Source organism: Streptomyces qinglanensis (assembly GCF_900111245.1).
In the GTDB taxonomy this organism is placed as follows: Bacteria; Actinomycetota; Actinomycetes; order Streptomycetales; family Streptomycetaceae; genus Streptomyces; species Streptomyces qinglanensis.
In genome coordinates this window covers 27,301-51,769 of sequence record NZ_FOGO01000004.1, presented here as the reverse complement: position 1 = coordinate 51,769, position 24,469 = coordinate 27,301, and the positions used below count along the sequence as shown (strand labels likewise).

Annotated in this window: 17 protein-coding genes and 2 pseudogenes; 7 read left to right on the top strand and 12 right to left on the bottom strand. The window is 71.9% G+C overall.

What is annotated here, in order from left to right:
- Positions 1-27: 27 nt before the first annotated feature.
- A pseudogene (locus BMX65_RS10055) lies at positions 28-1,278 on the bottom strand (DUF2075 domain-containing protein); the annotation flags it as partial.
- Positions 1,279-1,404: 126 nt separating this feature from the next.
- Positions 1,405-1,896 carry a peptidase inhibitor family I36 protein gene (locus BMX65_RS10050; RefSeq protein WP_074999869.1) on the bottom strand — a complete coding sequence of 164 codons (492 nt, stop codon included), beginning with the start codon at positions 1,894-1,896 and terminating at the stop codon, positions 1,405-1,407.
- A 695-nt stretch (positions 1,897-2,591) separates the two neighbouring features.
- Here BMX65_RS10050 and BMX65_RS10045 point away from each other — a divergent pair.
- Both BMX65_RS10045 and BMX65_RS10040 read left to right on the top strand, forming a co-directional pair.
- On the top strand, positions 2,592-4,883 hold the full coding sequence (locus tag BMX65_RS10045) for a winged helix-turn-helix domain-containing protein (RefSeq protein WP_177214230.1): 2,292 nt from the start codon (positions 2,592-2,594) through the stop codon (positions 4,881-4,883).
- A 250-nt stretch (positions 4,884-5,133) separates the two neighbouring features.
- Positions 5,134-5,418 (top strand): hypothetical protein, encoded by a 285-nt coding sequence (locus BMX65_RS10040; protein ID WP_143081829.1) that lies wholly within the window; start codon positions 5,134-5,136, stop codon positions 5,416-5,418.
- 111 nt (positions 5,419-5,529) lie between these two features.
- Here BMX65_RS10040 and BMX65_RS10035 read toward each other — a convergent pair whose 3' ends face one another.
- A complete protein-coding gene (locus BMX65_RS10035) occupies positions 5,530-5,739 on the bottom strand; it encodes a DUF397 domain-containing protein (protein ID WP_074999867.1) in 210 nt (69 codons plus the stop codon).
- Positions 5,721-6,562, bottom strand: a pseudogene (locus tag BMX65_RS10030) (helix-turn-helix domain-containing protein). The gene BMX65_RS10035 and the pseudogene BMX65_RS10030 overlap by 19 nt, the downstream one beginning before the upstream one ends.
- A gap of 185 nt (positions 6,563-6,747) precedes the next feature.
- Here BMX65_RS10030 and BMX65_RS34130 point away from each other — a divergent pair.
- Complete coding sequence (locus BMX65_RS34130) at positions 6,748-7,161, top strand: hypothetical protein (protein ID WP_338068934.1); 414 nt, start codon at positions 6,748-6,750, stop codon at positions 7,159-7,161.
- Complete coding sequence (locus tag BMX65_RS33430; RefSeq protein WP_398761896.1) at positions 7,158-7,493, top strand: hypothetical protein; 336 nt, start codon at positions 7,158-7,160, stop codon at positions 7,491-7,493. Before BMX65_RS34130 ends, BMX65_RS33430 begins: the two co-directional genes overlap by 4 nt.
- Positions 7,494-7,551: 58 nt before the next feature.
- Here BMX65_RS33430 and BMX65_RS10015 read toward each other — a convergent pair whose 3' ends face one another.
- Positions 7,552-8,472 carry an RNA polymerase sigma-70 factor gene (locus tag BMX65_RS10015; RefSeq protein ID WP_107437450.1) on the bottom strand — a complete coding sequence of 307 codons (921 nt, stop codon included), beginning with the start codon at positions 8,470-8,472 and terminating at the stop codon, positions 7,552-7,554.
- On the bottom strand, positions 8,469-9,674 hold the full coding sequence (locus tag BMX65_RS10010; protein ID WP_075000263.1) for an NAD(P)/FAD-dependent oxidoreductase: 1,206 nt from the start codon (positions 9,672-9,674) through the stop codon (positions 8,469-8,471). Before BMX65_RS10010 ends, BMX65_RS10015 begins: the two co-directional genes overlap by 4 nt.
- A gap of 435 nt (positions 9,675-10,109) precedes the next feature.
- On the opposite strand from BMX65_RS10010, the gene BMX65_RS10005 reads away from it, so the two are divergent.
- From BMX65_RS10005 to BMX65_RS09995, 3 genes are all read left to right on the top strand, one after another.
- The gene (locus BMX65_RS10005; protein WP_275435110.1) at positions 10,110-10,904 is read left to right on the top strand and encodes a response regulator transcription factor; all 795 of its coding nucleotides are present in this window, start codon (positions 10,110-10,112) and stop codon (positions 10,902-10,904) included.
- A 95-nt stretch (positions 10,905-10,999) separates the two neighbouring features.
- Positions 11,000-12,490: a sensor histidine kinase gene (locus BMX65_RS10000; protein ID WP_075000261.1), complete on the top strand. Its 1,491-nt coding sequence runs from the start codon at positions 11,000-11,002 to the stop codon at positions 12,488-12,490.
- A gap of 26 nt (positions 12,491-12,516) precedes the next feature.
- The gene (locus BMX65_RS09995) at positions 12,517-13,869 is read left to right on the top strand and encodes a bifunctional glycosyltransferase family 2/GtrA family protein (RefSeq protein WP_079171804.1); all 1,353 of its coding nucleotides are present in this window, start codon (positions 12,517-12,519) and stop codon (positions 13,867-13,869) included.
- A gap of 83 nt (positions 13,870-13,952) precedes the next feature.
- Here BMX65_RS09995 and BMX65_RS09990 read toward each other — a convergent pair whose 3' ends face one another.
- From BMX65_RS09990 to BMX65_RS09965, 6 genes are all read right to left on the bottom strand, one after another.
- Positions 13,953-14,444 carry a phospholipase gene (locus BMX65_RS09990; RefSeq protein ID WP_074999865.1) on the bottom strand — a complete coding sequence of 164 codons (492 nt, stop codon included), beginning with the start codon at positions 14,442-14,444 and terminating at the stop codon, positions 13,953-13,955.
- 307 nt (positions 14,445-14,751) lie between these two features.
- The gene (locus tag BMX65_RS09985) at positions 14,752-16,302 is read right to left on the bottom strand and encodes a TRAFAC clade GTPase domain-containing protein (RefSeq protein ID WP_074999864.1); all 1,551 of its coding nucleotides are present in this window, start codon (positions 16,300-16,302) and stop codon (positions 14,752-14,754) included.
- 6 nt (positions 16,303-16,308) lie between these two features.
- Complete coding sequence (locus BMX65_RS09980) at positions 16,309-18,897, bottom strand: GTPase-associated protein 1-related protein (protein WP_074999863.1); 2,589 nt, start codon at positions 18,895-18,897, stop codon at positions 16,309-16,311.
- Positions 18,894-20,084 (bottom strand): TRAFAC clade GTPase domain-containing protein, encoded by a 1,191-nt coding sequence (locus BMX65_RS09975; protein ID WP_074999862.1) that lies wholly within the window; start codon positions 20,082-20,084, stop codon positions 18,894-18,896. Before BMX65_RS09975 ends, BMX65_RS09980 begins: the two co-directional genes overlap by 4 nt.
- Positions 20,084-22,234, bottom strand: a complete 2,151-nt coding sequence (locus BMX65_RS09970) for an Hsp70 family protein (protein ID WP_074999861.1) — start codon at positions 22,232-22,234, stop codon at positions 20,084-20,086. Before BMX65_RS09970 ends, BMX65_RS09975 begins: the two co-directional genes overlap by 1 nt.
- Entirely contained in the window at positions 22,231-24,468 is a 2,238-nt protein-coding gene (locus BMX65_RS09965; protein ID WP_074999860.1) for an AAA family ATPase, read from the bottom strand. The genes BMX65_RS09970 and BMX65_RS09965 overlap by 4 nt, the downstream gene beginning before the upstream one ends.
- Position 24,469 lies beyond the last annotated feature (1 nt).

Below are 24,469 nucleotides of genomic sequence, written 5' to 3'. Positions count from 1 at the left end.
GGGCGCGGTCGCGGCGGTGTCACGGTGTCACACGGCAGTGCTCTCGAGCTGGGCGCCGACCAGTTCGCGGAGCTTCGCCTGCGTCTCCGGATCCGTCGAATGGACCACGGTGCCGACCATGCCGCGTGTCAGCAGGACCTTGTAGGTGTTGCGGATGAGCCGGTCCACGTCGTCGTCGGACGTCGTCTTCGTGAAAGCCGGGTCCTTCGACACCGTACGGTCGGTGATCCACCGGTCGCCGCGCCAGAGCAGGTCGGGCCCGATGATGACACCCGACCAGTCGTACTCGAAGCCCTGGGCCGTGTAGACGCACCCGATCTGTCCGAACCCGGCCGGGTCGGTGGCCCACAGCGCTGAAGGGGGCGCTCCCGCCACCCCTCGGTCGCCTCGCAGGTTCCAGGGGCGTGCCCAGTCACCGATCACGACGTCGGCCGGCAGGGGCTCTCCCGGCTTCGGCTCGGGCGACCACGTCCAGCAGTAGCCGGCCGACATCCGGGCACCGAAGCCCTGGGTGCGCCGTTCGTCGAGGAAGCGCTCCATCTCCTCCGGGCTGTCGGCGATCCGCAGCTCCATCCGGTCGTCCGGCTCCCAGACCAGGGGGCCGCCCTCCTCCAGCTCCAGGAGCCGTACGACCCACCGGAGATACGCGTCGCTGCCGCCGCAGCGGAACTGGCTGTCCAGCGGGATGACGGTGCAGGTGAGGTTCTTCTTCTCGGCCGCGGCCCTGATCTCGGCCTCGGTACCCAGTTCGCCGGGGCGGACGACCTGGTGCTGGTCGAGGAGGAAGACGGGGACGCGAGCGGCGTCGATCAGCTCTTCCACCTGGGGTTTGCCGGTGCGGAGAGCGGCGGAGGTGTAGCGGTTGGCAGAGGTCTCCCGCATGCGGTACGCCTCGTCGCAGATCAGCACATCGAGGGAGTTCTTCTCGGCGGCCATGAAGCTGTTGAAGTATTTGAAGAGGTCCTGCACCTCGCGCTTCCGGAAGCCCGCCACCTTGCGCAACGTCTTGGTGAACGCCTGCGAGCCGGTGGCGTGCAGCGCGGAAGTCCCCTGCCGGTAGAGCTCGCCCAGCAGGGAGAGAGCGATGACGCTCTTGCCCGTGCCGGGACCGCCGGTGACGACCACGACCTCCTTGCTGTCGGCCTGCTTCGCCTTCCGGACGGCGTTGAGGACCATGCGGTACGCCACCTGCTGCTCGTCCAGGAGCACGAACTGCTCCCGCTCGCGCACTTCCTGGGCGGCGACGGCCATCAGTTGCTTCGAGGGGCCCTGCGCGCCTGGCGGCCGCCATCGCACGTGGACGCCGGGCCGCCAAGAAGTAGCGGGCCAGCCCCCTCTCACGACTCTCGGTCCCGCTCGCTGGTCGACCCAGCGAGCGGGACGGCGAGCGCTGCACCGCGTGATCTACAGCCCCCGCGACGCGTAGTCGTAGCGGTCGTTGTAGCGGACGTACGCCTTCTTGCCCTCAAAGTATTCGAAGGGGTCGGGCTGGTGCGCCTTCGCGTCCTTGAGGAAGTAGTTGCGACGTTCGCAACCGCCGCGTGCCCAGAACGACGACACCTTGTTCCGCCAGTGCTTCTTGAACTTATACTTCTTGCAGTGCGCGGCCGTGGTGCTCCACTTCGCCATCGCTCCACGCCAGTTACTGTGCTCCCACACGCAGTACCATCCCGCTTTGCAGGACTTCGCGGTGGCGTTCATGAGCACGCGCACTTGGCCGCCCTCGTAGGAGATCTCGTTGTTGCTCAGCTTGGTGCCGTGCGGGACCGCAACCATGTAGCTGTCGACCTTGGCCGATGCCGCGCTCGGTGCTGCGTGGGCCGGGAATACGGTGAATCCGCCGACGACGATGCAGCCGGTACTGATCGCGACACCGGCCTTCTTCAGAGTCTTCATGAGAAATGTTTCCCCCTTCCGCGCCGAAAGAAATCGGCACGGCGAACACGGTACGCAGCGCAGATCCAGCGGACAGCAACCGCAGTTCGAATTCCTTGTCCTCCTGGAGCGGTACTCCACACAGGTCCCACCCAACGGATTACTGCAAGGATCTACACCCGCTGCTGCACCGGTTCGTCACTCGCGGCCCAGGAGCGCCACCCCGGCACAAGCTGCACGGCCCCGAAAGGTACCTCTACCACGAGGAAGGCCCACAGCACCGCGTGGCGACCGGTCGGCACCGGGGGTGCCCCTTGCGAGCCGCCGAACAAGTCGGCTGCGTACAACACAACGACGACTTCTACTCCGTCGACCGGTCGCGGGGGCTTCGACGGACGGTCGTGTCTGCCGTTGGTCTTTGGGGTCAGAAGCCCTCAGAGTCTGCCCGTTGGTCCAGGTACCTGTGCTTGACCACACGTCAGGTGCCTGGTTGCTACGCGTGTCTGGTTCCCCCGTGTTGAGGAGTAGCTTCTGTATGATTAAGCCGGATTTGCGCGCGTTGTTCCGCTCGAATGATCGCGAGGTGAAGGCGGTCGACTTCTTCGCCGACCGGCGCGACGAATGGGACACCGTGGTGGCCAGCCTCGTACGGCATACCCAGCGGGTGCGGGGGGGCCGGGTTCAGTGTCGAGGACCTGGAAGCTCCCCGTCGGAACGTGCTGGTCTTCTACGGCGTGGGCGGAATCGGCAAGTCCACGCTGTCGCGAGCCCTGACTGAGCACCTGAGAGATCGCGAAGGTGGCGGCAGCGGCTGGTCCCCGCTCGATCCACAGGTGGGGCGAGTGGTGCCGGTCCGGGTGGACATGTCCCGGGATTCGGGCGGGGACTTCGAGTCCTTGATGCTGAGCCTCCGGTTGGCAGCGGCGGACCTCGGGCAGCCGATGCCGACGTTCGACATCGCATTTCAGCGTTACTGGGATCGCAACCATCCGGGTGAGCCGCTGGATGAGTATCTGCGACGGCGCACGTGGTTCAGCCGTTTCTCGGGAACCCAGTCGCTGTCCGAGCAGATGCAGTCGGCCTTGGCAGATGTCGCGCAGGCGGTGGCGCTTCCGGGAACGACCGGTGCCTTGGTCGGGCAGGGACTGCGGTCAGTGGTCCGCGCTCTGCGCGAACGGCGGCATCAGATCCGCTCCCTTGCCGAGTGCCAACGACTCGCCGACCTGCTCGAAGCCGATCCCGATCTCGAAGCGCTCAGCTACTACGCCCATCTCCTTGCATGGGATCTCGACAGGGTCCCTGCAAAGCATCGGGCCACGCCGGTCGTGCTCCTGGACACCTTCGAGGACGTCGGGGACCGCGTACATCGTGATCTCGAACGGCTGATCCAACGTGTGGTGTGGCTGATGCCGAACGCACTCTTCATCATCACTGGACGCAATCGTCTGCAGTGGGACGATGCGCGACTCGAGGGGCAGTTGGACTGGGCAGGCGCTCAGTTCTGGCCTCAGCTCACGGGAGGCGCGGCTGAGGAGCCGCGGCAGCACACCGTGGGCTACCTGTCGGGGGAAGACTGCGAGACCTACCTGTGCAAGCGGCTCACCATGGCCGGGCAACCACTGATGGACGACCGAACGCGGCACATAGTGACAGCCAACTCGCATGGGCTGCCGCTGTATTTAGACCTCGCTGTCATGCGCTTCCTGGACCTCTACCGATATGGGCGGGCTCCTGAGCCGACCGAATTCAACTTCGACTTCCCGGCCCTGGTCTCACGGACGTTCCGGGACCTGTCTCCGAACGTGCGACAGGTTCTGCGGGCAGTGAGTCTGCTGGACTCCTTCTCGGTCGAGCTGGCGGTCGCTGCGGCCGGGCTCGGCCACGATGCCCCGGCCCTGGAGCTGGTGGAGCGGCCGTTCGTGGATGCGGATCCAGGCGCGCCGTGGCCGTATCGCGTTCATGCTCTGGTCCGGGAGGCGGTCCAGGAAGCCGATTCCACGAGCGAGGATCGCTGGAGTGCGGCGGACTGGCGGAGAGCGGCGCAGCGGACGTTCGATGCCCTGGGCCGTGAGGCGTCCGGGGATCGGGTCCACATGGTTGCTGCTTTGCGGCAGGGTCTGAAGCTCGCCCGTGATGACGACTTGGAGCTCGGCTGGCTGACAGATGCGGCGTTCCGCTATGTCGACGACTTCGTCTGGGAGCCCATCGAGATTCCCGCCCTTCCATCTGCCGATCCTGGCAGCGGGGAGATCAACAGCGCTGCCGAGGCGCTGGCTGCGGCGCTGCGCGCGATCGCGCAACGCCAGCGCAGGCACCGCGGCTGGACCGCCGAGCAGCTCCGTATGGTCCTGGAGTCGGACCTCCTGCCCGAACCCTTGCGGGAACTCCCGCGATACTTCCTCGCGGAGTGCGATCGAAATCTGGGCAACCTCGACGACTCTCTGGACGGTATGCAGCGGGTTGTCGATGGCGCAGGGCGGATGGCTCCCACGGCCGCTCGCGGCCTCGCGCACTTGGCCCGCCGGGTGGGGCGGTTCCCACAGGTACGTGACGTGGCGGAGACCCTCGGCGCGGAGGGCCGCAAGGACCGCGTGCTCGGTGATCTGTGGTGGACCCAGGGAAGCATGGCCCTGGCCTGCTCGTCGTACGCGGTGAGCCGTGACGAGGCCCTGCAGCTCGGCCACGCGGGTGAGGCCGCGCTGTCCCAGGCATGCCTGGCCTTCGCGTCTGCGTATCAGGACCGCCCTCGCGCCGCGGAACAGATCGCACGCGCCCGCGACTTGCTGGGCGGCGTCTCGATCCGGTGGGCAGAGGTCCAGACACGCATCGCCGAACTGGTACGGAACGCCGGCGTCGAACCCGATCTTCCTGAGCGGGCCGAGGAAGTGGCTGCGTTGGCGGGTGAAGCCGGGCTGTCGTCTTCGGTCGCCTACATCCGCTTCGCGTATGCCTGCACGCAGTCGTCCTGGACTCCCCCGACCTGCTGTCCGAGGCCAGAGCCCGGTTGAACGAGTGCGTCCGTGGCGAAGAGTTCGCCTACCTGGCGGAACTCTCCTACCTCATCGCAGACGAGGACCCCCCTGCCGAGCTTCCCCGGGCGCAATGGCTGGACGGGCAGGACCAGGTCCGGGCACGCTGGACCGCCATCGCAGAGGACCGGCGTCGGGAAGCCGCAGCGAGTAGAGGAGAGTGACCGGGTGGCGAAGTACACCACCTCAGACCAGCTCGATGTCTCCGCCCTTGCCCAGCATTACGGGCTTGATCAGGTACGACTCACACCTCTCGCAGGTGGGGCGGCGAACTCCAGCTTCAGGCCCGGCGCGGCTGGATGCCCTTCTCTCCGGATACCAGGACATCGCACCGCTGTCCGGGGAGGATGCCGCAGCGCTGCCGACGGAGATCGTGCACGCGGCGTTGATCATCGCCTTCCACCGCGACTACCGGCACAACATCCGCTTCCCCGACCCGGCCAAGAGCTCCATCCACAACGAGATGATCCAGTTCGTGGATTCGGTGGAGAAAGCGACCTCGTTGCGAGGCTGAGACGGCTACGGCTTGGGGCGCCGCTCCACTCTGCGCAGGTCGGCTGAGTACACAGGGAAGCGGCTCCAGCGACCTATGGCGCTGGAGCCGCTTCCCTGTTCTTGCTGTCGCTCAGACGCGCAGCTCGCCGCCCTTGACGGCCGACACGAACGCCGACCAGCCGTCCTCAGCGAACGTCAGTACCGGCCCGTGAGCGTTCTTGCTGTCACGGACGGGAACGACAGCGGGGAGGTCGTCCGCGACCTCGACGCATGCGCCGCCGTCTGGGTTGCTATATGAGCTCTTGCGCCAGGTAACGGCGCTCAGATCGAGGGATCGCACGGCACTTCCTCCAACATGCGCAGGACGAACTTCCGCGACTCAGCCGGGGACGGCGCCAAGTCGCGCAACGCATCGTACGCACGCTGCAAACGCTCAACCGACGCGTTTTCCTCGATGAGGTCGCCACGGTAGGTGCTTTCGCTGTACGCCACGGTACGTGCGTCGGCGAATCGCAGGAACCACATGTCCGTTCCCACCAAGCCGTGCAAGCCAGCATCGAACGGCAGCACATGCAGGGTGATGTTGCCTCGCTGTGTCGCGTCCCTGATGTACGCCAACTGCTGCTGCCACTCTCCGACGTCCTGCAACGGCGTCCGCAAGACTGCTTCCGACACGATGGTCCGGAACGGCGGTGCGTCGTCACCCTCCAGCAGAGAGCGTCGTCCCATTCGAGCCTGCACCTGCTGTTCAAGCTCGGGGCCTTTGAGCCCACCAGCGGAGAGAACCTCCCTTGCGTACCCCGGCGTCTGCAGCAGGCCGGGCATGACACTGACTGCAAAGTGCCACAAGCTCGTGGCCTTGGCTTCCAGTTCCATGTAGCGGCGGTAGCGCTCGCGGAACTGGGTCCGGTCGTCGATGGCCAGCTCCCACAGGGCCAGGAGCAGCCCTGGGGTGCCGTAGTGCTGGTCGAGGGCCTCGACCACTTCGGGCCCGCCCAGGGTCTCGCCGCTCTCCATCTTTCCGAACAGGGACCAGTCCCAGCCCAGTCGTTCGCCGAGCTGGCGGAGGCTCTCTCCGCGTTGCGCCCGCAGGTGCCGCAGTCCTCCGCGAACCGGGCGCGTGGTTCACGGCTGCGGCCGGTGACCGCTCGCCTCGTCGGCATGGTGTGCCTCCGTGGAAGGTGTGGAACATGCGCTGGTCTGCCGGGGAATCACAACCGATCTGCGGTGTGCGCAGCTCAGCCAGGACGCATTCTCGTAATGCGCCCCTCACGCACGGTAGTTCAAATGGTGCGCGCCAGGCGGCGAAATATCAGAACAAACCATGAAAAGTTCAGGAGCACCACCGATGGCGAGCCCCCAGCAGTCCCCGAACCTCGACGGCGCCTGCAACTCCGACGGAGCCTCAGGCAAGAGCGCCAACAGCAGCAGCGACAGCGCCCCGAACCCCGACGCCCACCCGAACGAGCTCCGCGGCTGGACAGAGGGCCGGGTACCGGCCGGGGCCGGCAAGATCCGGGAGGCGGTGGCGGCGCGTGACGCGCTCGCCGAGGCGCTGACCCGCGCCGGTATCCAACTCCCGGCGATGGACGTCCGCACCCCGTGGCGGGACGCGTCGGCGGGCAATGACGACGGCGGCGGCGAGCGCGACATGCCGGACTCCGCGCGGGCCGCCCGGTACGCGCTCGTCCACCTCGGCGTCTGCTCGGCCTCCGTCGCCTTCGCGCTGGCGGCCGTGATCGCGCGGGGTGCCGGCCGGTGACGGACGGCGGAGCCCGGCCGCAGGTGTCAGTCATCGCCACGCCGGTGGAACCGGTCGTCGGCTCGGCGGTACGGGATCTCGCTCGTGACCGGGTCGGGGTGGTGATGGGGCGGGAGGGCCCCTACCTCCAGCTCCGGCCGCTGGGCGGGGGACGGGAGTGGGACGCGGACCCCGGCCGCGTCCGGCTGCTGACCCATGCCGAGGTGCTGAGCGCCCGCGTCGCGGAGACGAACGCACGCAGTCGGCGGCGCCTCGAGCTCGGCGGAGCACCCGCGGCACCCCGCGCATCGTCCTGGAGCGGCCAGGACCCGTGCGGCCCATACCGCCGATGAGGATCGGTCGCGGACGACCAGCCTGCCCCCGCCCGGCGACAGCTCGCGGTGAGGACGCTCACGGCGTCCCGATGTCGTAGGCGGTGCCGCCGGCGACGGCCTGGAGTTTGTCCGGGTTGGCCACGTTGTGGATGACGGTGATACGTCCGTCGGCGCCGAAATCGAACGTGACGGTGGCGATCACGCGTCCCGGCGCACTGAAGACGATGCCCGGCCCGCCGTTGATCACGACGAGTTCGGCTCTCATGTCGGCGGGCGCGATGCCCTGGTACGGGACGGTGCCGATGGCCGCGAACCAGTTGGCCACCGTGCTTGCGCCGACAACTGGGCGCAGGGCCTGACGGACCTTGCCACCGCCGTCGGTCCACAAGGTGACGTCCGGGGACAGCAGTTCCATCAGGGTGTTGATGTCACCGCCGATCGTGGCAGCGAAGAACCGCTCGGTGGCCTCGCGCTGCCGGGTCCGGTCGGCTGCGAAGCGCGGCCGCCGGGCCCGCACATGCTCGCGGGCCCGGTGCGCGGCCTGACGCACCGCAGGTTCAGAACGTTCCACCGCCTCGGCGATTTCGGCGTGGCTGAAGTCGAAGACCTCCTTGAGCACGAACACCGCGCGCTCCAGCGGGCTGAGTGTCTCCAGCACCACCAGCATGGCCATCGACACCGACTCGGTGTTCACGACGGCCTCGGAGGCATCCCCACTGGTGAGGATGGGCTCCGGGAGCCACGGCCCCACGTAGGTCTCGCGCTTGTGCCGAGTCGAGCGCAGCCGTTCCAGCGCCAGGTTCGAGACGATCCGGGTCAGGTACGCCTTGGGGTCGGCCACCTGCGAGCGGTCCGCGGCGGACCACTTGATCCAGGCGTCCTGGACGGCGTCCTCGGCGTCGGCCGCAGTACCCAGGAGGCGATAGGCCACGGAGAACAGCAGGCTGCGGTGCTCGTGGAAGACCTGCTGGTCGGGGTGGCCTGGCATGTTGATCATCGGGCCTCCCGGACACGGGTGAAGCGGCCCCCGCGGGGCCAGAACGCACCCGAGGCGGGCATCTTCTTCATACGGCCATAGGTCGGCCAGGGCGAGGCGGTCACCGTTTCCTTGTACCGGACGGCCATGCGGCCGGTCAGGAAGATCCGGCGCGGGCTGTCATCGGGGCGGGTGAACTGCACCACGGCATCGCCACGTCCCAGGCTCACCGACGTGTGGTAATAGCCAAAGCGGAACGGTTTGGGCTGCTTGCCTTTGAGCATTCGCTCGATGGACAGCGCGGCATGCACCCCGGTCGGCATGCCGCCCTGGCAGGTGCCGTGCATCACGCCGTAGCGCTGGCGGATCGCGGCCGCGTCGCCGATCGCGTACACGTCGGGATGGGACACCGACCGCAGTGTGGCGTCCGTGACGATGCATCCGCGCTGGTCGACGGCCAGCCCGGCGGCGGCCGCCAGCGGCGACACCCGTGTACCGCTCGTCCACAGGACCGCGTCGGCGGCGATGCTCTCCCCGCCTGCCAATTCCACCCCGTTGGGCAGAACCTTCACCACCTCGACCCCTGTACGCACCTGAACGCCCAGCCGCCGGAGCGCGGCGTGCACGTACGCCTTGGCCTTGGGCTTCATGGCCGCACCGGGCTCGACCCGGCCCTGCAGCACGACCTCCAGCTTTGGGTGCCGCTCGGCAATCTCCGCGGCCGACTCGATGCCGGTCAGCCCGCTGCCGCCGACCATCACCGTGCCGCTGCCGAGCCGCCCCAGTCGGTCGGCGAGCAACTCGGCGTCCTGGGCACTGCTCAGGGTGTACGCGTGGTCCTCGGCCCCCGGCACCGCCGACGTGTCGGCCACACTGCCCAACCCGTACACCAGCGTGTCATAGTGCAGGACCCGGTCGTCGTCGATCCGCACAGTCTTGGCGTCCGCGTCCACCGCCGTCACCCAGCCCCGTACGAATCGCGCCCCCGTGCCCTCCAGCAGTTCCGGGATGCTCAGCTCGGCGAGCCGCTGCCCGGTCGCTGTCATGTGCAGCCGCATGCGCTCGGTGAACCGCTCCTGCGCATTCACCACGGTCACCCGCACGCCCTCGCACCGCTTGCCCCTGGCCGCCAGTTGGATGGCCGCGGACATGCCCGCGTACCCAGCCCCCAGGACCACCACACGGTGTGTGACCGTCATGCCGGTCTCCTGCTGTGTGCTCACCGTTCCGACCTCCTCCATCGCTTCCGACGACCACCAGATGGAAGCGGACCTCCCATCCGTGACAAGAGGTCGATGTGATGCACAGCACAGCCCGAATCCGCTTGGAGGAGTTCCTCGCGAACACCTCTCTCCGGCGCAGCATCCGGTGCACCTGCTCCAGCACGCGGAGCGCGTATGTTCCAATCCGCTGTGCCCGGCTCCAGGTGCGGCCCGGACAGCACCAGACGCCGCCAGGAACCCGTGAGCAGACCCGTGTCGGCCTTCTGTGCGATCAGCCCAGGTCAAAGCGTCGTTCGAGGCTGCGAGGGCTTAGCTCACGATCTGACATGGATGGTCGGACGTCGGCCGTGGGCCGTGGGCCATCGGGCCCCGCTTCTCAGCCGCCCCCCAGGGTTTTCACAGGTTTCTCTCAGGTTGGGCGTGCAGGGTGCCGGTATGGACGAGAAGGCGGGGTCGGCCGCGCGTGAGGGTGGTGCACGAGCGGGTGCCGGGCGGGCCGGGGCGCCGGGGCAGGAGCCGTTGCGGCGGCCCGACGGCAGTCCGGTGCGGATCCTCGTGGTGGACGACGAGCCCTCGCTCACCGAGCTGCTGTCGATGGCGCTGCGGTACGAGGGCTGGGAGGTGCGCGCGGCGGGCGGCGGTGAGGCCGCGGTGCGCACGGCGCGGGACTGGCGTCCGGATGCGGTGGTGCTGGATGTGATGCTGCCGGACGTGGACGGGCTGACCGTGCTCGGCCGGCTGCACTCGGTGACCCCGGGGATTCCGGTGCTGTTCCTGACGGCGCGGGACGCGGTGGAGGACCGGATCGCCGGGCTGACCGCGGGCGGCGACGACTATGTGACCAAGCCGTTCAGCCTGGAGGAGGTGATCGCCCGGTTGCGCGGGCTGCTGCGGCGGGCCGGGGCCACTGCCGCCGGGCAGCCGTCGTCCGTGCTGGCCGTGGGCGATCTGACGCTGGACGAGGACACCCACGAGGTGGCCCGGGGCGGCGCGGAGATCCGGCTGACGGCGACCGAGTTCGAGCTGCTGCGGTATCTGATGCGCAATCCGCGGCGGGTGCTGAGCAAGGCGCAGATCCTGGACCGGGTGTGGTCCTACGACTTCGGCGGCCAGGGCAACGTGGTGGAGCTGTACATCTCGTATCTGCGGCGGAAGATCGACGCGGGGCGGGCTCCGATGATCCACACGCGGCGCGGTGCGGGCTATCTGCTCAAGCCCGCGGCGGAGTGAGGGAAGCGGCGGTGTTCCGGCTGTTCTCCGGGGTGCGCGCGCGGCTGCGGGTGCGCCGTTCGCTGCGTGCCCGGCTGGTGCTCTCGGTCGTGGCGATGATCGCGGTGGTGGCCGCGGTGATCGGCACGGTGACGACCATCGCGCTGCACACGTACCTGTACCAGCAGCTCGACAGCCAGCTCAAGGACGTCACCTTCCGCGCCGCGGGCCCCGGACCGCCCGGTCATCAGCGGCCCGAGGGGCTGGAGAAGCTGCGGTTCCTGAAGGTGGGCGGGCAGCCGGTGGGTACCGTCGGCGCCTTCGTCAAGGACAACGGCGACGACGCCTCCGACAGCGGCTCCGGCAGTACCTTCAGCTCCGCGGCCCGCAGTGTGCAGCAGCAGCCGGCCGACGGGATGCCCGGCGTCGGCATCAGGGAGCTGACCGACGCGCAGTCCGCGGCGCTGGCCTCGGTGCCCCGCGACAGCAGTCCGCACACCGCGGAGCTGCCGCAGGTGGGCAGCTACCGGGTGACGTCCGTGCCCGTGGCGGGCGGCACCCTGGTGGTCGGTCTGCCGACCACCGCCGTGGACGACACGATCAGCACGCTCGTGCTGGTCGAGGTGTGCGTCGCCGGTGCCGGACTGCTGGGTGCGGGGATCGCCGGTGCCGCGTCCGTGCGGGTCGCGCTGCGTCCGCTGCGGCGGATGGCGCACACCGCCACCCGGGTCTCCGAACTTCCCCTGCACAGCGGCGAGGTGCGGCTGCGGGAGCGGGTGCCGGTGCGGGACACCGACCCGGAGACGGAGGTCGGCCAGGTCGGGGCGGCGCTGAACCGGATGCTCGGCCATGTCGGTTCGGCGCTGGCGGCGCGGCACGACAGTGAGCTGCGGCTGCGCCGGTTCATCGCGGACGCCAGCCACGAGCTGCGTACTCCGCTGGCGTCCATCCGGGGCTATGCGGAGCTCTCGCGCCGGGAGCAGCCGGACGCCGGTACGGACACGGGTTACGCGCTGGAGCGGATCGAGTCCGAGGCGGTGCGGATGAGCGGGCTGGTGGAGGACCTGCTGCTGCTCGCGCGGCTGGATTCGGGGCGGCCGCTGGAGCGGGAGCCGGTGGATGTCTCGGCGCTGGTCGTCGACGCGGTCAGCGATGCGCGGGTGGCCGGTCCTGAGCATGTGTGGCGCCTGGAGGTGCCCTCCTCCCCGCTGCTGGTGACCGGCGACGAGTCGCGGCTGCGGCAGGTGCTGGCCAATCTGCTGGCCAACGCGCGCAGTCACACTCCGCCGGGTACGACGGTGCGCGCGCAACTGGCGCTGGACGGGGACCGGGTGGAGGTGCGGGTCGTGGACGACGGCCCCGGCATCCCGGCGGACGTGCGGGAGCGTGTCTTCGAGCGGTTCGCGCGGGGCGACGTCTCGCGCTCCCGGCACCGCGGCAGCACCGGGCTGGGGCTGGCCATCGTGGCGGCGGTGGTGGCCGCGCACGGCGGCGGCGTCCAGGTCGCCAGCCGGCCCGGCCGGACCGCCTTCACCGTGCGGCTGCCCGCGGATTCCGCCGGATCCGGCACCTCACAGGTGGCGCACAGGCTGACCACACCGGGCTGACAGGCCCGTTCGCCACGGTCGGCGGCATGAGTGCGAAGACCGATCCTGTGGGGCGCGAGACCGCGCCGTCGCACGAGCGCCTGCCGTCGTGCGAGACCCTGCCCTCCCGCCGCCATCTGCCGTCCCGGACACCCACGACCGTGCTGGACGTGGTGGTGCCCGTCTACAACGAGGAGGCGGCCCTCGGGCCCTGCGTCCGGCGGCTGCACGCCTTCCTGACCCGGCACTTCCCCTACGGCTTCCGGATCACCGTCGCGGACAACGCCAGCCGGGACCGCACCCAGGAGGTGGCCCGCGAACTCGTCCGGGAGTTCGACTCCGTCTCGTTGACGCGCCTGGAGGAGAAGGGCCGGGGGCGCGCCCTGCGCACCGTGTGGGCCGCCTCGGACGCCCCCGTGCGGGCCTACATGGACGTGGATCTGTCCACCGACCTCAACGCGCTGCTGCCGCTGGTCGCGCCGCTGATCTCGGGCCACTCGGACGTCGCGACCGGCACCCGGCTGGCCTCCGGTTCGCGTGTCGTACGCGGTCCGAAGCGCGAGGTCCTCTCGCGCGGCTACAACCTGCTGCTGCGCGGCTCGCTGGCCGCCCGCTTCTCCGACGCGCAGTGCGGCTTCAAAGCCGTACGCGGCGAGGTGGCGGACCGGCTGCTGCCGCTCGTGCAGGACAACGGCTGGTTCTTCGACACCGAACTGCTGGTGCTGGCCGAGCGCGCCGGGCTGCGTGTGCACGAGGTACCGGTGGACTGGGTGGACGACCCCGACTCGCGGGTGGACATCCTGCGCACCGTCACGGACGACCTCAAGGGGGTCTGGCGGGTGGGCAGGGCGCTGGCGGGGGGCGCGCTGCCGCTGGACCGGCTGCGCCGCCCGTTCGGCGACGACCCGCGCGACCGCGAACTGGCGGACGTGCCCGGTGGCCTGCCGCGGCAGCTCATCGGTTTCTGCCTGGTCGGAGCGCTGAGCACGCTGCTGTATCTGGGGCTCTACTCACTGCTGCGGCAGGGCCTGGGCGCACAGTCGGCCAACGCGTCGGCGCTGCTGCTGTCGGCGCTGGGGAACACCGCCGCGAACCGGCGGCTGACCTTCGGGGTGCGCGGGCGGGAGCGAGCCGTCCGGCACCAGGCCCAGGGCCTGCTCGTCTTCGCCGTCGGCCTGGCGTTGACCAGCGGTTCGCTGGCCGCGCTGCACACCGCGGCCGCCGGGGCGCCGCGCAGTGCCGAGCTCGCCGTGCTGGTGTGCGCGAACCTGGCCGCCACGGTGCTGCGCTTCCTCCTCTTCCGCGCCTGGGTGTTCGGCCGCCGCGCCGAACGGCGGGAGCGTCGGGAGCCGCAGGAGCAGCCGGAGCCGTCGGCCGCGGGGCGCTCCTCCCGTGGCTGAACGGCAGGCGCCCCTCCCGTGGCTGAACGGCAACGGAAGGAGCGCCCGGGTACCCGTCCGGCGGACCGGGTGCGGCGGGCCGGTCAGGCGGCCTTGTCCGCGGCTGCCTCGTCGGCGCCCTTGAGGCCGAAGATGTCGACGGCGTGGTAGTACGTCCAGGCCGTCGAGTTGCAGGCTGTTTTGGTCGCTCCGGAGTAGCGGTTGCAGACCCGCTTGAGGTCCGCGTAGAAGGCCGAGTCGATGCGGGACTTGTTCGCCGAGAAGGTGCCCATGGCCTTGTAGTTGCGGTAGCCGAAGTCGTGGCGGGCGCAGGCGGTCCGGAAGGGGAAGCCGAAGGGGTTGTCGGGCGAGGAGCTGCAGTAGTCCGTCGACCAGTCGAAGCCGTAGGCGGACCAGTCGCCCTGGTGCTGCCGGGCCTGATACCAGGAGTTGTAGCTGGAGGCGCTGGTCTGCGTCCAGGAGCTGAGCACCTGCGCCTTGTCGGCGGGAGCGGCCGAGGCCGAGCCGGCGGGGACGAGCACGGCGGGGAGCGACAGCGCGGCGGCAGCGAGCGGGACGGCGAATCTGCGGCGCATGGAGGACCTCCGAAGTGACGGGCCCGGAACGACCGGGCCATGGGGGGGTTCACTGGGGCACGGCAAGTGTGGCAGCGCGTCGCAGCCCTGAACAGATCCTTCAACTCACCATCGAGTGAACGTTGTTGAGTCGACGAGCGGGCCGCACCCGAGGGCCCCGCACCGAGCGGCCGGTCCCCTTCCGGCCGTGCCGGACCCTCGCATCGCCTGCGCTGTCCTGACGCCCCCCTGCCCGTCCCAGCGGGTGTGCGACGCCGGTCCCCGGTGCCGCCCGTACCGCCCCGATGCGCGCAGGAGAGGGCCCGGTTCAGGGCCGCAGACACCAGTCGACGAGTCCCGCGATGCTGGCGTCCACCCGGGCCTCCTCGTCCGCCACGGCCGCCGTGCAGAAGAACCGCACCTCGCGGAAGTCCAGTTCCATCGCCCGGACGAGGCTGTGCAGGCCGAGCGCCTCCGTGAGCCAGGCGCGGGCCTCGTCGCTGCCGGCGGCGCTCCCCGGCCCGAGGCCGGACCCGGCCAGCACGTCCGCCTTGCTGATGGCCACGGCGAGGCGCGCCTGGCGCACGGGGGCGCGCATCGCGGCCACCGCCTGGACCGACCGGGCGAAGACCTCCTCGGGACGGACCGTGGAGGCGAGGCTGCGGTCCGGTCCGGCGCCGGGCCTGTGCTCCAGGCCGTCCCAGAACGCCTCCACCGCCATCGGGTCCAGGACGAAGACGAAGGTGCGCGCGGCCCGGGCGTAGCGCAGCGCGTCGGTCTCGTCGCGGTCGACGAACCGCTCCCCGGCCGTGTCGAAGAGGTGGACGAGGCGCTCGGTGCGGCCGGTGCCGAGGACGAAGGAGTGCGCGCTGGGCAGCTCCTTCTGGGTGCCGCGGGTGTTGCCGCGGATCCGCAGCACCTCGCGGAGGACCTGGAAGTCGGCCTCGGAGCGGGCGTCGGCGAAGCGGAGCGCGGGACCGCCGCTGCCGGCCGCGTTCTCCAGCGTCAGCAGCATGGCGGCCATCAACTGGGTCTTGCCCGCGGCCCGGCCGCCGATCAGCGGGAGGACGGTTTCCGGCATGTGCCCGGCGTCGGCGTTCATCGCCCGCCCGCAGTGCGGATGGGTGCAGTACGCCTGGAGGCGGGCCTGCGCGCTCATCAGGATCAGCAGGGTCGGCATGCGCTGCCCGCACTCGCAGCGGCGGCGCAGGAGGCCGTAGGTGCCGGGGCGGATGTCCGCGTGCCTGCGTCGGCAGGCCGAAGCCGGGCAGTCGTAGGCCGGGTGGCGGACGCGCTCGTAGCAGTGCGGGCAGATCATGCCGACCGACAGCCGCCGCGTCCACAGGGCCGCACGGTCGAGTGCGCGCAGCAGCCCGGCGACGAGCCGGGCTCCTGCCATCAGCAGCGCGAGGACGAGCGCGTGCAGCGCCAGCAGGGCGCCCAGGGGCAGTACGGCCAGCGCCGCGCCCAGGCCGAGGCCCGCGTACAGCGTCAGGCCGTACGGGACGGTGAGTGCTCTGCTCCTCGCGGGGGAGGTGAACTGCCGTGCCGTCACGTCGCGGAAGGCGTCGCCGACCGCTGCCGCGTACGACCGGCGCTCCAGGGTGAGGAGCTGCCGCAGGTCCCGGGCTCCCGGCCCGAAGAAGTAGTTGCGGTACGCCTTCACCTCCTCGTCCTGCGGGCGGTACGGCGGCAGGGTGCGGAACTCGGGGGTGCGCCGGTACAGGACGCCGGTCAGCAGCTCCAGGTGGCCGCGCAGGAGCTGCACCACGAACGCGAGTGCCCGCAGACCGGCGAGGAGCGGGACGAACAGCAGGAAGACGGCGAGCAGGGCGAGGTACAGCACGGGGATGACGACATAGGCGACGATCTCGGCCACCGCGGGTCACCTCTCCCCGTCGTTCTTCCGGGGGCTCCACCGCGGGCCTCTCCCGGGCCGGTCCCGTTCGCCTCCGGTGCCGCCGGGGGCGGTGCCGTGGGAGTCGTCGCGGGGATGTCCGCCGCCGGTGCCGCGCCGGAGTCCCGGGAGCCGGTGTGCGAGCCTGCGCGGTCCGCTCAGCCGGGACTCGGCCCACGCGCCGAACCAGTCGGCGAGCGGCGCGTCGTAGGGCCGCACGGCACGCTCCAGCCGCTGCAGGTCCGCCAACCGCCAGTGCCGGGCGGCATGGAGCCGGATCCGGTCGACGACCTCCAGGTGCGCCTGTGCCAGCCCGGCCCGCGCCGGTGCCGCGGCGACCGCGGCGACATGGCTGAGCCGGACGTCGTCGACCGGTTCGCTGCCGGTGGCCACGCGCTGCACGGCAGCGAGATAGCGGTCGGTCTGGGCGTGTTCGGTGTGTCCCAGCAGCTCCCCCAGTGCGCCGATGTCGGCGGGCAGCCGCAGCATCGCGGGCACCAGACGGTAGCGCTTGAGCGCCTGCGGTGCGGCCCATCTGTCGGCCTCGGGCACCGCGAACAGCCGGGCGAGCCCGGTGGCCTCGCGGGCTCCGCGGAGCGCCGCTGCCAGGTCCAGGGTGGTCCGTACGCGGGCGCGGACGTCCGCGGGCAGCAGTGCCCAGCGGCCCGGCGCTGCCAGCCGCCCGCACAGCTCCAGGCAGTGGTCGAGTTCCGCGGCCGTCTCGATACGCCGGTTGACCGCGCGGTCGAGCCACCGGCCGACCACCGGGTCCGCCAGCGCCTCGGACGGCAGTCCGCGGGCGATCTCGCCGGCCTCCCGGTGGGTCCAGGTCCGTGCAGGGTGCCGCCACAGCGCCCGCAGCAGCGTTTCGTCGGGCACCGGCCGGCCGCGGACCCGCAGGATCCGGAACATCAGCTCGACCGTGCGGGCCGGCTCGCGTTCGGCGCGCGCCCGCCAGTAGTGCTCCAGGAGCAGCGGACTGCCCCGCAGGTCCCGCTCCTGGAGCAGTGCGGCGGGGAACTGCGAGAAGAGCTGCTCCTGCCCCGGGCGGCCCTCCAGCACCTCCCGCACGGCGGCCGCCAGAGCGCCCCTCATCCGGGGCTCGGCGGCGACGAGCAACTCCACCTCCCGCCGGAGTGCGGCCCCCGGCGCCGAGGTCCCCAGCAGGGCGCGGGCGGCGGTGAGCGTCTCGCGCTCGACGATGTCCGCTTCCGGCGCCAGCCGCGCGCCGTGCGCCCAGAGCAGCAGCCGCACCCGGCGGCGGGTGGTGGCCGCCTCGTCCCGCAGCAGGCGCTCCCACAGCGCGGTGGCCCGCGCGCGGAGGTCCGGGTCGGTCAGGGGTGCGGGCTCCGTCGCGTCCGCGGCGCCGGTCATATGGGCCCGCATGCGGGACTCCAGCAGCCTCCCCTCGATCTCCTGGTGCAGTGCGGTGTCGTCGGCGGCTCGCGCGACGCCGCTGAGCAGGCGCAGCCGGCTGTCGTCCAGGTTCCGGTGCCTGCGGTGGAGGTCCGCGGCGATCTGGGCGCCCAGCGGGCCCAGGTGCTCGGCTGCGGGCAGCCAGTCGAGCAGCGCGTCGACGTCGGCGGCGGCGAGGGCGACCCCGCCCGAGGACGCCGCCGCGGCGACGGGCGCGTGCCAGTCGCCGGGGCTCTCCTCGCCGCCGTGTGCGAAGTCCTTGGTCCAGGCCCAGACCGGCCGCACGGCTCCGACGCCGATCCGGGTGAGCAGCGCGACCAGGGCGTGCACGTCCGGTGCGGCGGGCACGGCGTCGGGGAACCGGCCGCGGCAGAAGTCGAAGACGGTGTAGGCGTCCTCCTCGTCCGGCCCGAAGTCGAGCTGCGCCTCGGGCACCGTACCGATCAGGTGCAGTCTGCTGCGGGCCGGGCGGAAGACGTAGGTGGCGAGGGAGAGGCGGCGGGCGAGCGGCGGCGGCAGCAGGTAGCAGACCGCGGCGAACCAGTGCGCGATCCGCTCGGTCGTGCCGTCGACCACCACGACCGAGCCGTGCTCGGTGAGCGCGGCGAACGCGGCGGCAAGCAGGTGCGGCAACTGCTCCGCGTGGGGATGCGCGTCCAGGAAGCCGCGTACCGTGCGGGGGTCCAGCGGTCCGCGCGGCGGCGCCGTGAGCACCGGGATCCGGGTGGTCGGGGAGGTGCCGCCGGCCCACACCGGCGAGCCCCACAGCTCGATGCCGAGCAGTCCGCGCCCTGCGGCCGGGAAGTCCTCGCTGTGCAGGGCGTGGGCGAAGTAGTTGCCGAACCGGCGGGCCGAGTCCCGGCCCGCGTAGCGCACGCACAGCACCGTACCGCTGCGTCCCCGCGGATCGTGCGGCCGGTAGCAGAGGTTGACCGGACAGCGGTCGAGCTGTTCCGGGGTGTCCGACTCCGCCATGGAGCGGGGCGGCTCGTACCCGGCGAGCGCCTCCACGGCCTGCCGGGTGTCGGCCGTGACGCCTTCGCTGACGGCGTTGAACTGGAACCCGGAGAACCCGCTGAGCCCCTGTTCGCAGGAGGTGTAGTAGAGCTGTTGGAAGTGCGGTCCGGCTTCCGGCTGCTGTCGTGCGGCGTCGCCGGTCATCCACGTCCCGCCTTCGGCACCGACCCGAACTCGCTCAGCAGCCACAGCAGCGGGTCGGCGACCCGGTAGGGCTGGATGCCGGTGGCTGCGACGCGGGCGTCGGGGGTGGGGTTGCGGCCGAGGGACGAGACTCCGAAGTAGCGGTAGCGGGTGTAGTGGTTCTCCAGGAGGTTGTCGACGGGTACCCCGTCCCAGTCCTTGAGGAGCCTGCGTACCTCCTCGTGGACGCTGAGACTGTCGCCCACCTCGAACCGGCCGCGTGGCGGGGCGTGGTCGCGCAGCGGGCTGCTGTTCTCCAGCAGGTGCCAGAAGGCGTCCAGTTTCGAGAACACCACGGCGATCGGAGTGTCGATCTTCTGCGCGGAGCGGCCGCTGCGGGGTGCCAGCAGCAGGCCGGTCACCCGGGAGAGGACGTTCATGGGTGTGTCGAGTCCTTCGGTGCCGGGCAGCGGTGTCCCCGGTGCGGCCCCGTCCCGGGCGCCCGGCATCTGCAGCGGATCGAGCAGCAGGATGATGCCGTCGGCGCCCGACAGGTAGCGGGTGTTCAGCTCCACGCTCTCCCGCGAGCTGAAGTCCTCACCCGCGGTGTCGAAGAACGAGAGCACGGTGTGCTGCGGTCGCTGGCCGAACAGGGTGCGCCGCCGCAGGCCGAACCGGAACACCAGCGGGTCCACCCGGTTGAGGTTGGTGGAAGCGGTCTGGGTTCCGGGGAACAACTGCTTGTCACGGAAGAGGCGGTCCTCGTAGTCGGTGCTGAAGCGGCGCATGGTGGCGTCGTCCAGGCCCATCAGGGAGGCACCGAACGCCTCGCCGACCCGGTTCCTGACCTCGTGCAGCAGCACCGTCATGTACACGGTCTTGCCGGACGCTTTCGCGCCGACCATCGCTATCAGCCGGTTGTCCACCATGCCGAACTGCACAGGCAGTTCGGAGTGGCACACCGGGCAGATCCGGTAGGTCGTCTCGCCCTTGCAGTCCTGGCAGACCGCGGTCGGGCGGCGCCCGTCGGCGGCGAAGTCCGGGCCGAGGTCGTGGCTGCGGCGCGGGCCCATCCGCTCGTCCAGTACCTGGTCGCGGCGCCGCTCGCACTTCTTCCCGGACGGGCTCAGCCGGGTGTTGCAGCGGAAGCGGATCTCCCGCGCGGCGAAGCTCTCGTAGCAGTAGGGGCAGGTGTGCCGTCTGGCCATCAGGTCACTCGCAGTCTGTGCAGCGCCGTCGGACGGATGTCGAGGTCGCAGTCGGAGCCCGCGTCGGCGTCCGCCGGGAAGCAGACCAGCCAGGAGGGGCCTCGGGTGGCGGGCAGGGGGAACTCCACGGCCAGCGGAGTGCCCGCGGGCAGCCGCTGGCCGGGCACCTCGTGCAGGACGGTGCCCTCGGACGCGCTGGTGGGGCGGAACCGGCCGATGCTGTGGACGATGCGGAGGCGGGGCAGGTAGCAGCCGGCCTCGGAGGTGAAGGTGACCGTCGCGACCCGGCCCGCGAAGCGGCGCCGCACGGTGGGCTCGTACTGCACCAGGGCCGGCTGCGCGGGCAGGGAGAGCGAGGCGGCCGCCTCGCAGACCGCGCCGGGATCCGCGACCAGGGCCTCCACGGTGAGAGTGACCGCGTCCCGGCCGACGGCCAGATCGAGGCCGCCGTCGTGCTCGTACACCCGGCGCCGGCAGACCAGATCCCCCTCCCGCGGCCCGGAGCCGGCCGGGGCTCCCTCCCGCCGCCAGCGGACCCGGGCACTGAGCGCGCCGTCGGGCCAGGCCCACAGGACGAGGAGATGGTCCCCGCGCCGGAGCGCCTGGAGCTGTTCGACCGGAACGGCGACGAGCGCGTGCGGATCCGCGCCGGCGCCGTCGGTGGATGCGGGGTGTGCCGAGTCGGGCGGGCGCATTCCGGCGTCCCCCGGTGAAGGGGGCGGCGGATTCGCGGTGGCGTGCGGATCCGCGGTGGCGTGCGGGGCCGGTTCGCCGGGTGCCGGGGACGGCGGCGGCTGCCCGGTGCCGCCGTCGCCCGGTACCGGAGTGCCCCGGGGCGCGTGCGGTGTTGCCCGCGGGGAGGCTGCGGCGGCCGGGGCGTCCCCGTCAGGCGCGGCCGGGGCGCTGCCCGCCGCGGGTGCGGCGCCAGGGTCTCGTGCGGCGAGCCGTTCCGCGGCGTCCGGCCCGGCCCCGGCGGGGTGCTCCTCCTGCGGTGGGCGCCGGAGTCCGGGCGCGGGCGCCGGATCGGACGCGGGCCGGGAAGCGTGTTCCGGGCCGGGCCGGGGGGCCGGGGGGTGGTCCGGCGCGGGCCGCGGCGAATCGGCGTTCGGCCGCTGGAGCGGGTCCGGATCGGAGTGCGGGCCCGCCTCGGAGCGCGGGGCGGGCCCGGAGCCCGAGGCGGGCTCGGGGGGCGGGGCGGCCTCGGGGGGCGGGGCGGGCTCGGAGTGCGGGGCGGGCTCGGGGTCGAGGTCCGGGAGGAAGTACCCGTCGTGGGTAGCGGCCGGCCGGGCCGCGGGGCCCGATGCGATCCGCAGGATCCCGAAGTCCCGCAGCGCCAGCAGCCCCCGCACCACGGCCTGTTCCGGCCGGTCGCAGCGCACTGTGAGGCCCTGCGCGGCCGGCAGCTCCCGGATCCCGGCCGACCCGCCCGCCATGGCGAACAGGCCGCCGGCCAGCAGGACGGTGTCCGGTGCCGGGTCAGCGGCGAGCAGTTCCTCGCCCACCGCGGCCAGGGTCCGCTCCCGCAGCGGCGCCGCGACCGCCTCCACGTCGGCCCGGTCCAGGGTCAGCGGGTGCAGCTCCCCGGCGGCGTCGGCCACCTCCTCGGTGACACTGTCCGCGCCGCCCAGCGCCCGCCGCAGGAGCGCCGCCGCACGACGCGGATCGGTGCCGTCCGGGAGTCGTCCGGCCAGCCGGGCCGCCAGTGCCGCGTCCCAGTCGTCACCGCCGAGGCGGTGGCTGCGGGTCCGCACGACGCGCAGGGTGAGGTCAGGGGTGACGGTCAGGACACTCAGGTCCAGCGTGGTGGCCCCCTGGTCGCAGACCAGGAGGGTGCGGTCCACGCCCTCGCCGGCCGCCCCGTAGTGCAGGGCGACGGCCACCGGCTCCGGGACGACACGCTCCACGCGGAGCCCGGCGCGGTCCGCGGCACGCCGCAGCTCCTCCTCCCGGCCGTCCGATGCGGACAGGCCGAGGACCGCGCCGTCCGCGCCGGTGCCGCCCGGGGCGGAGCCGAGCAGTGCGGGCAGCGCCCGGGCCGGTTCGAGGACACCGTCCACGGCCTCGAACTCCGTCGCGGTCACCTCCGGATGTCCGCCGGTGCCGAGCCGGGCCACCCGGCCGAACCGGTGGCCGAGTTCGATGGCGATCACGCGGGCCCGCCCCCTTCCTTCGTACTCGCGGAGCCGCCCGGCCCGGCCGTGTCCGCCGCAGCCGCTGTGTCCGCGGTGGGCGGCTCCGCCGTACCGCTGGAGCCGGCGGCGCTCGTGGGGTCTGCCGTTTCCGTGGTGACCCGCACCGCGCCGTCCGGGCCGATCTGCGTCCGGACCCGGCTGCCCGGCACCGGACGGTGTTCCAGCAGGTGGCGGACGACCTGCGCGCGCACCTGCTCCAGTTCGTTGCGGATCTGCCGCCCGCCGTACGCCTGGTGCTCGGGCTCCGACATCCGCGCGGTGATCCACGGGTGCAGCGTCCCCGTGTCGTGGACCAGTTCGACCCGGTGGCGCTCGCGCACCGACTCGGTGAGCTGCCCCAGCAGCCGGTCGGCGATGCTGACGATGTGCTCGCGGCGCAGCATGTCGAAGACGACCACACCCGGCTTGAGCCGTCCGTAGATCTCCGGCCTGCCGTTCTGCCGGAACCGGTCCTCCACAGCCCGGGTGAAGTGGGCTTCGAGCGCGGCGTAGGGGAGTTCGTCCTCGCAGCCTTCCAGCAGGGTCCGCAGCTCCTCCGCACCGGTGTTGGAGGTGAAGATGATCAGGCATTCGGAGAAGTACGCGGTCTGCCCGCGCCCGTCCGTGAGCCGGCCGTCCTCCAGGATCTGCAGGAACTTGTCCAGCACCTTGGGGTGGGCCTTCTCGATCTCGTCGAAGAGCAGCACGCTGAACGGCCGTTCCTGCACCCGCCGGGTCAGCTCGCCGCCCTGCTCGTAGCCGATGTAGCCGGGCGGCGCGCCCGCGAGGCGCTCAGCGGCGTGCTCCTGCTGGTACTCGCTCATGTCGAAGCGGGCGTACGCGCTCCGGTCGCCGAACATCAGCTCGGCAACCGCCTTGGCGAGTTCGGTCTTGCCCACCCCGGTGGGGCCGACGAAGAAGAAGGCGCCGCGCGGCCGGGCGGCCCCCGAGTGGCCGAAGTCGACGCCGACGAAGGCGGACTGGAGGGCCGAGGCCACGGCGTCCACTGCCGCGGGCTGGCCGACCACGCGGGTGGCGAGCGCGTCGGCCGCGCGGGCGACGGTCTCCCTGTCCAACTGGGCCCACGGGTCGACGTTGACATTGAGCCGGTGCAGTTCCAGGAGCTTGTCCGGCTTCTGCAGCGGCGCACCGCGCAGCCTCGACGTCCGGGCCAGGGACTCGATGTCCCAGCCCGCCATCCCGTCGGTGGCTCCGACCAGCGCCTCGAGGTCGGCCCGCGAGGCGTGGCGGCCGCCGTCGAAGTGCCGCAGCAGCCAGGTCAGCCACAGCCGCCGCTCGCTGGGGTCGGGCGGCCCGATGTGCAGCGCGGCGATCCGCGGATCCTCCAGGTGGAACCAGCCCGGCAGCCGTCCCACGTCGCCCACCGCGCAGAGCACGGCGTTGCGGGCGTGCGGCTGCGGGCCGTCGGCGGAGTGCGGGGTGACGGCGTCCGCCATCGCGGCCCGCAGCCGCAGATAACCCAGTTGCGACTCCGGCCGGTCGGGCGGCAGGTGGTGGTCGACGTCCTCGAAGACGAAGGCCGTGGCCGCCTCGGGCGAGGCCGCGAGACGCTGCACGGTGGCCACGACGTCGTCGAAGGAGCGGGGCCGCCCTGGAGAGCGGGCGGCGAACAGCCGCTCGCGGCTGCGCTGCCGCTCCCCGCCGCGCCGGGTGCGCCCCGCCGGGTGCTCTTCCGCAGGCGACTCCTCCCCGTCGCGCCGTGGTCCACGGCCGCTCTCCACCGCTGCTGCGGCTGCAGGCGCTCCCCCGCCGCTGTCCACGCCGCCGGTGCCCGCACCGCCGCTGTCCACGCCATCGGTGCCCGCACCACCGGTGCCCGCGCCGCCGCGTCCGGTTGCGGGCGGCGCGGCGGCCAGCCGGTCGAAGCGCTCCGCGTGCTCCGGCAGCGGGAAGGTGAGGCCGCCGACGGGGTCCCACCAGCCGACCACCTCGGCACCGCGCGCCGCCAGCGTTCCGGCGACCACCTCCCGGAACGAGGCGGGGCTGTCGTCGAACCACCAGCGGTCCCGGATCTGCCCGTTGAGGATCACCTGCCGCCCGCGGCGGAGTTCCCAGCCGAGGGACACCGCCCACAGCGGCATCATCCCGTCTGCCACGACCGGCTGCCCGTCCGGCGCCGCTCCCCCGCGCCGGTCGCCGGACGCGGGCTGCTGCGGACCGGCACCGGCCCCCCGGCCGGCCCCCTTCGCCATG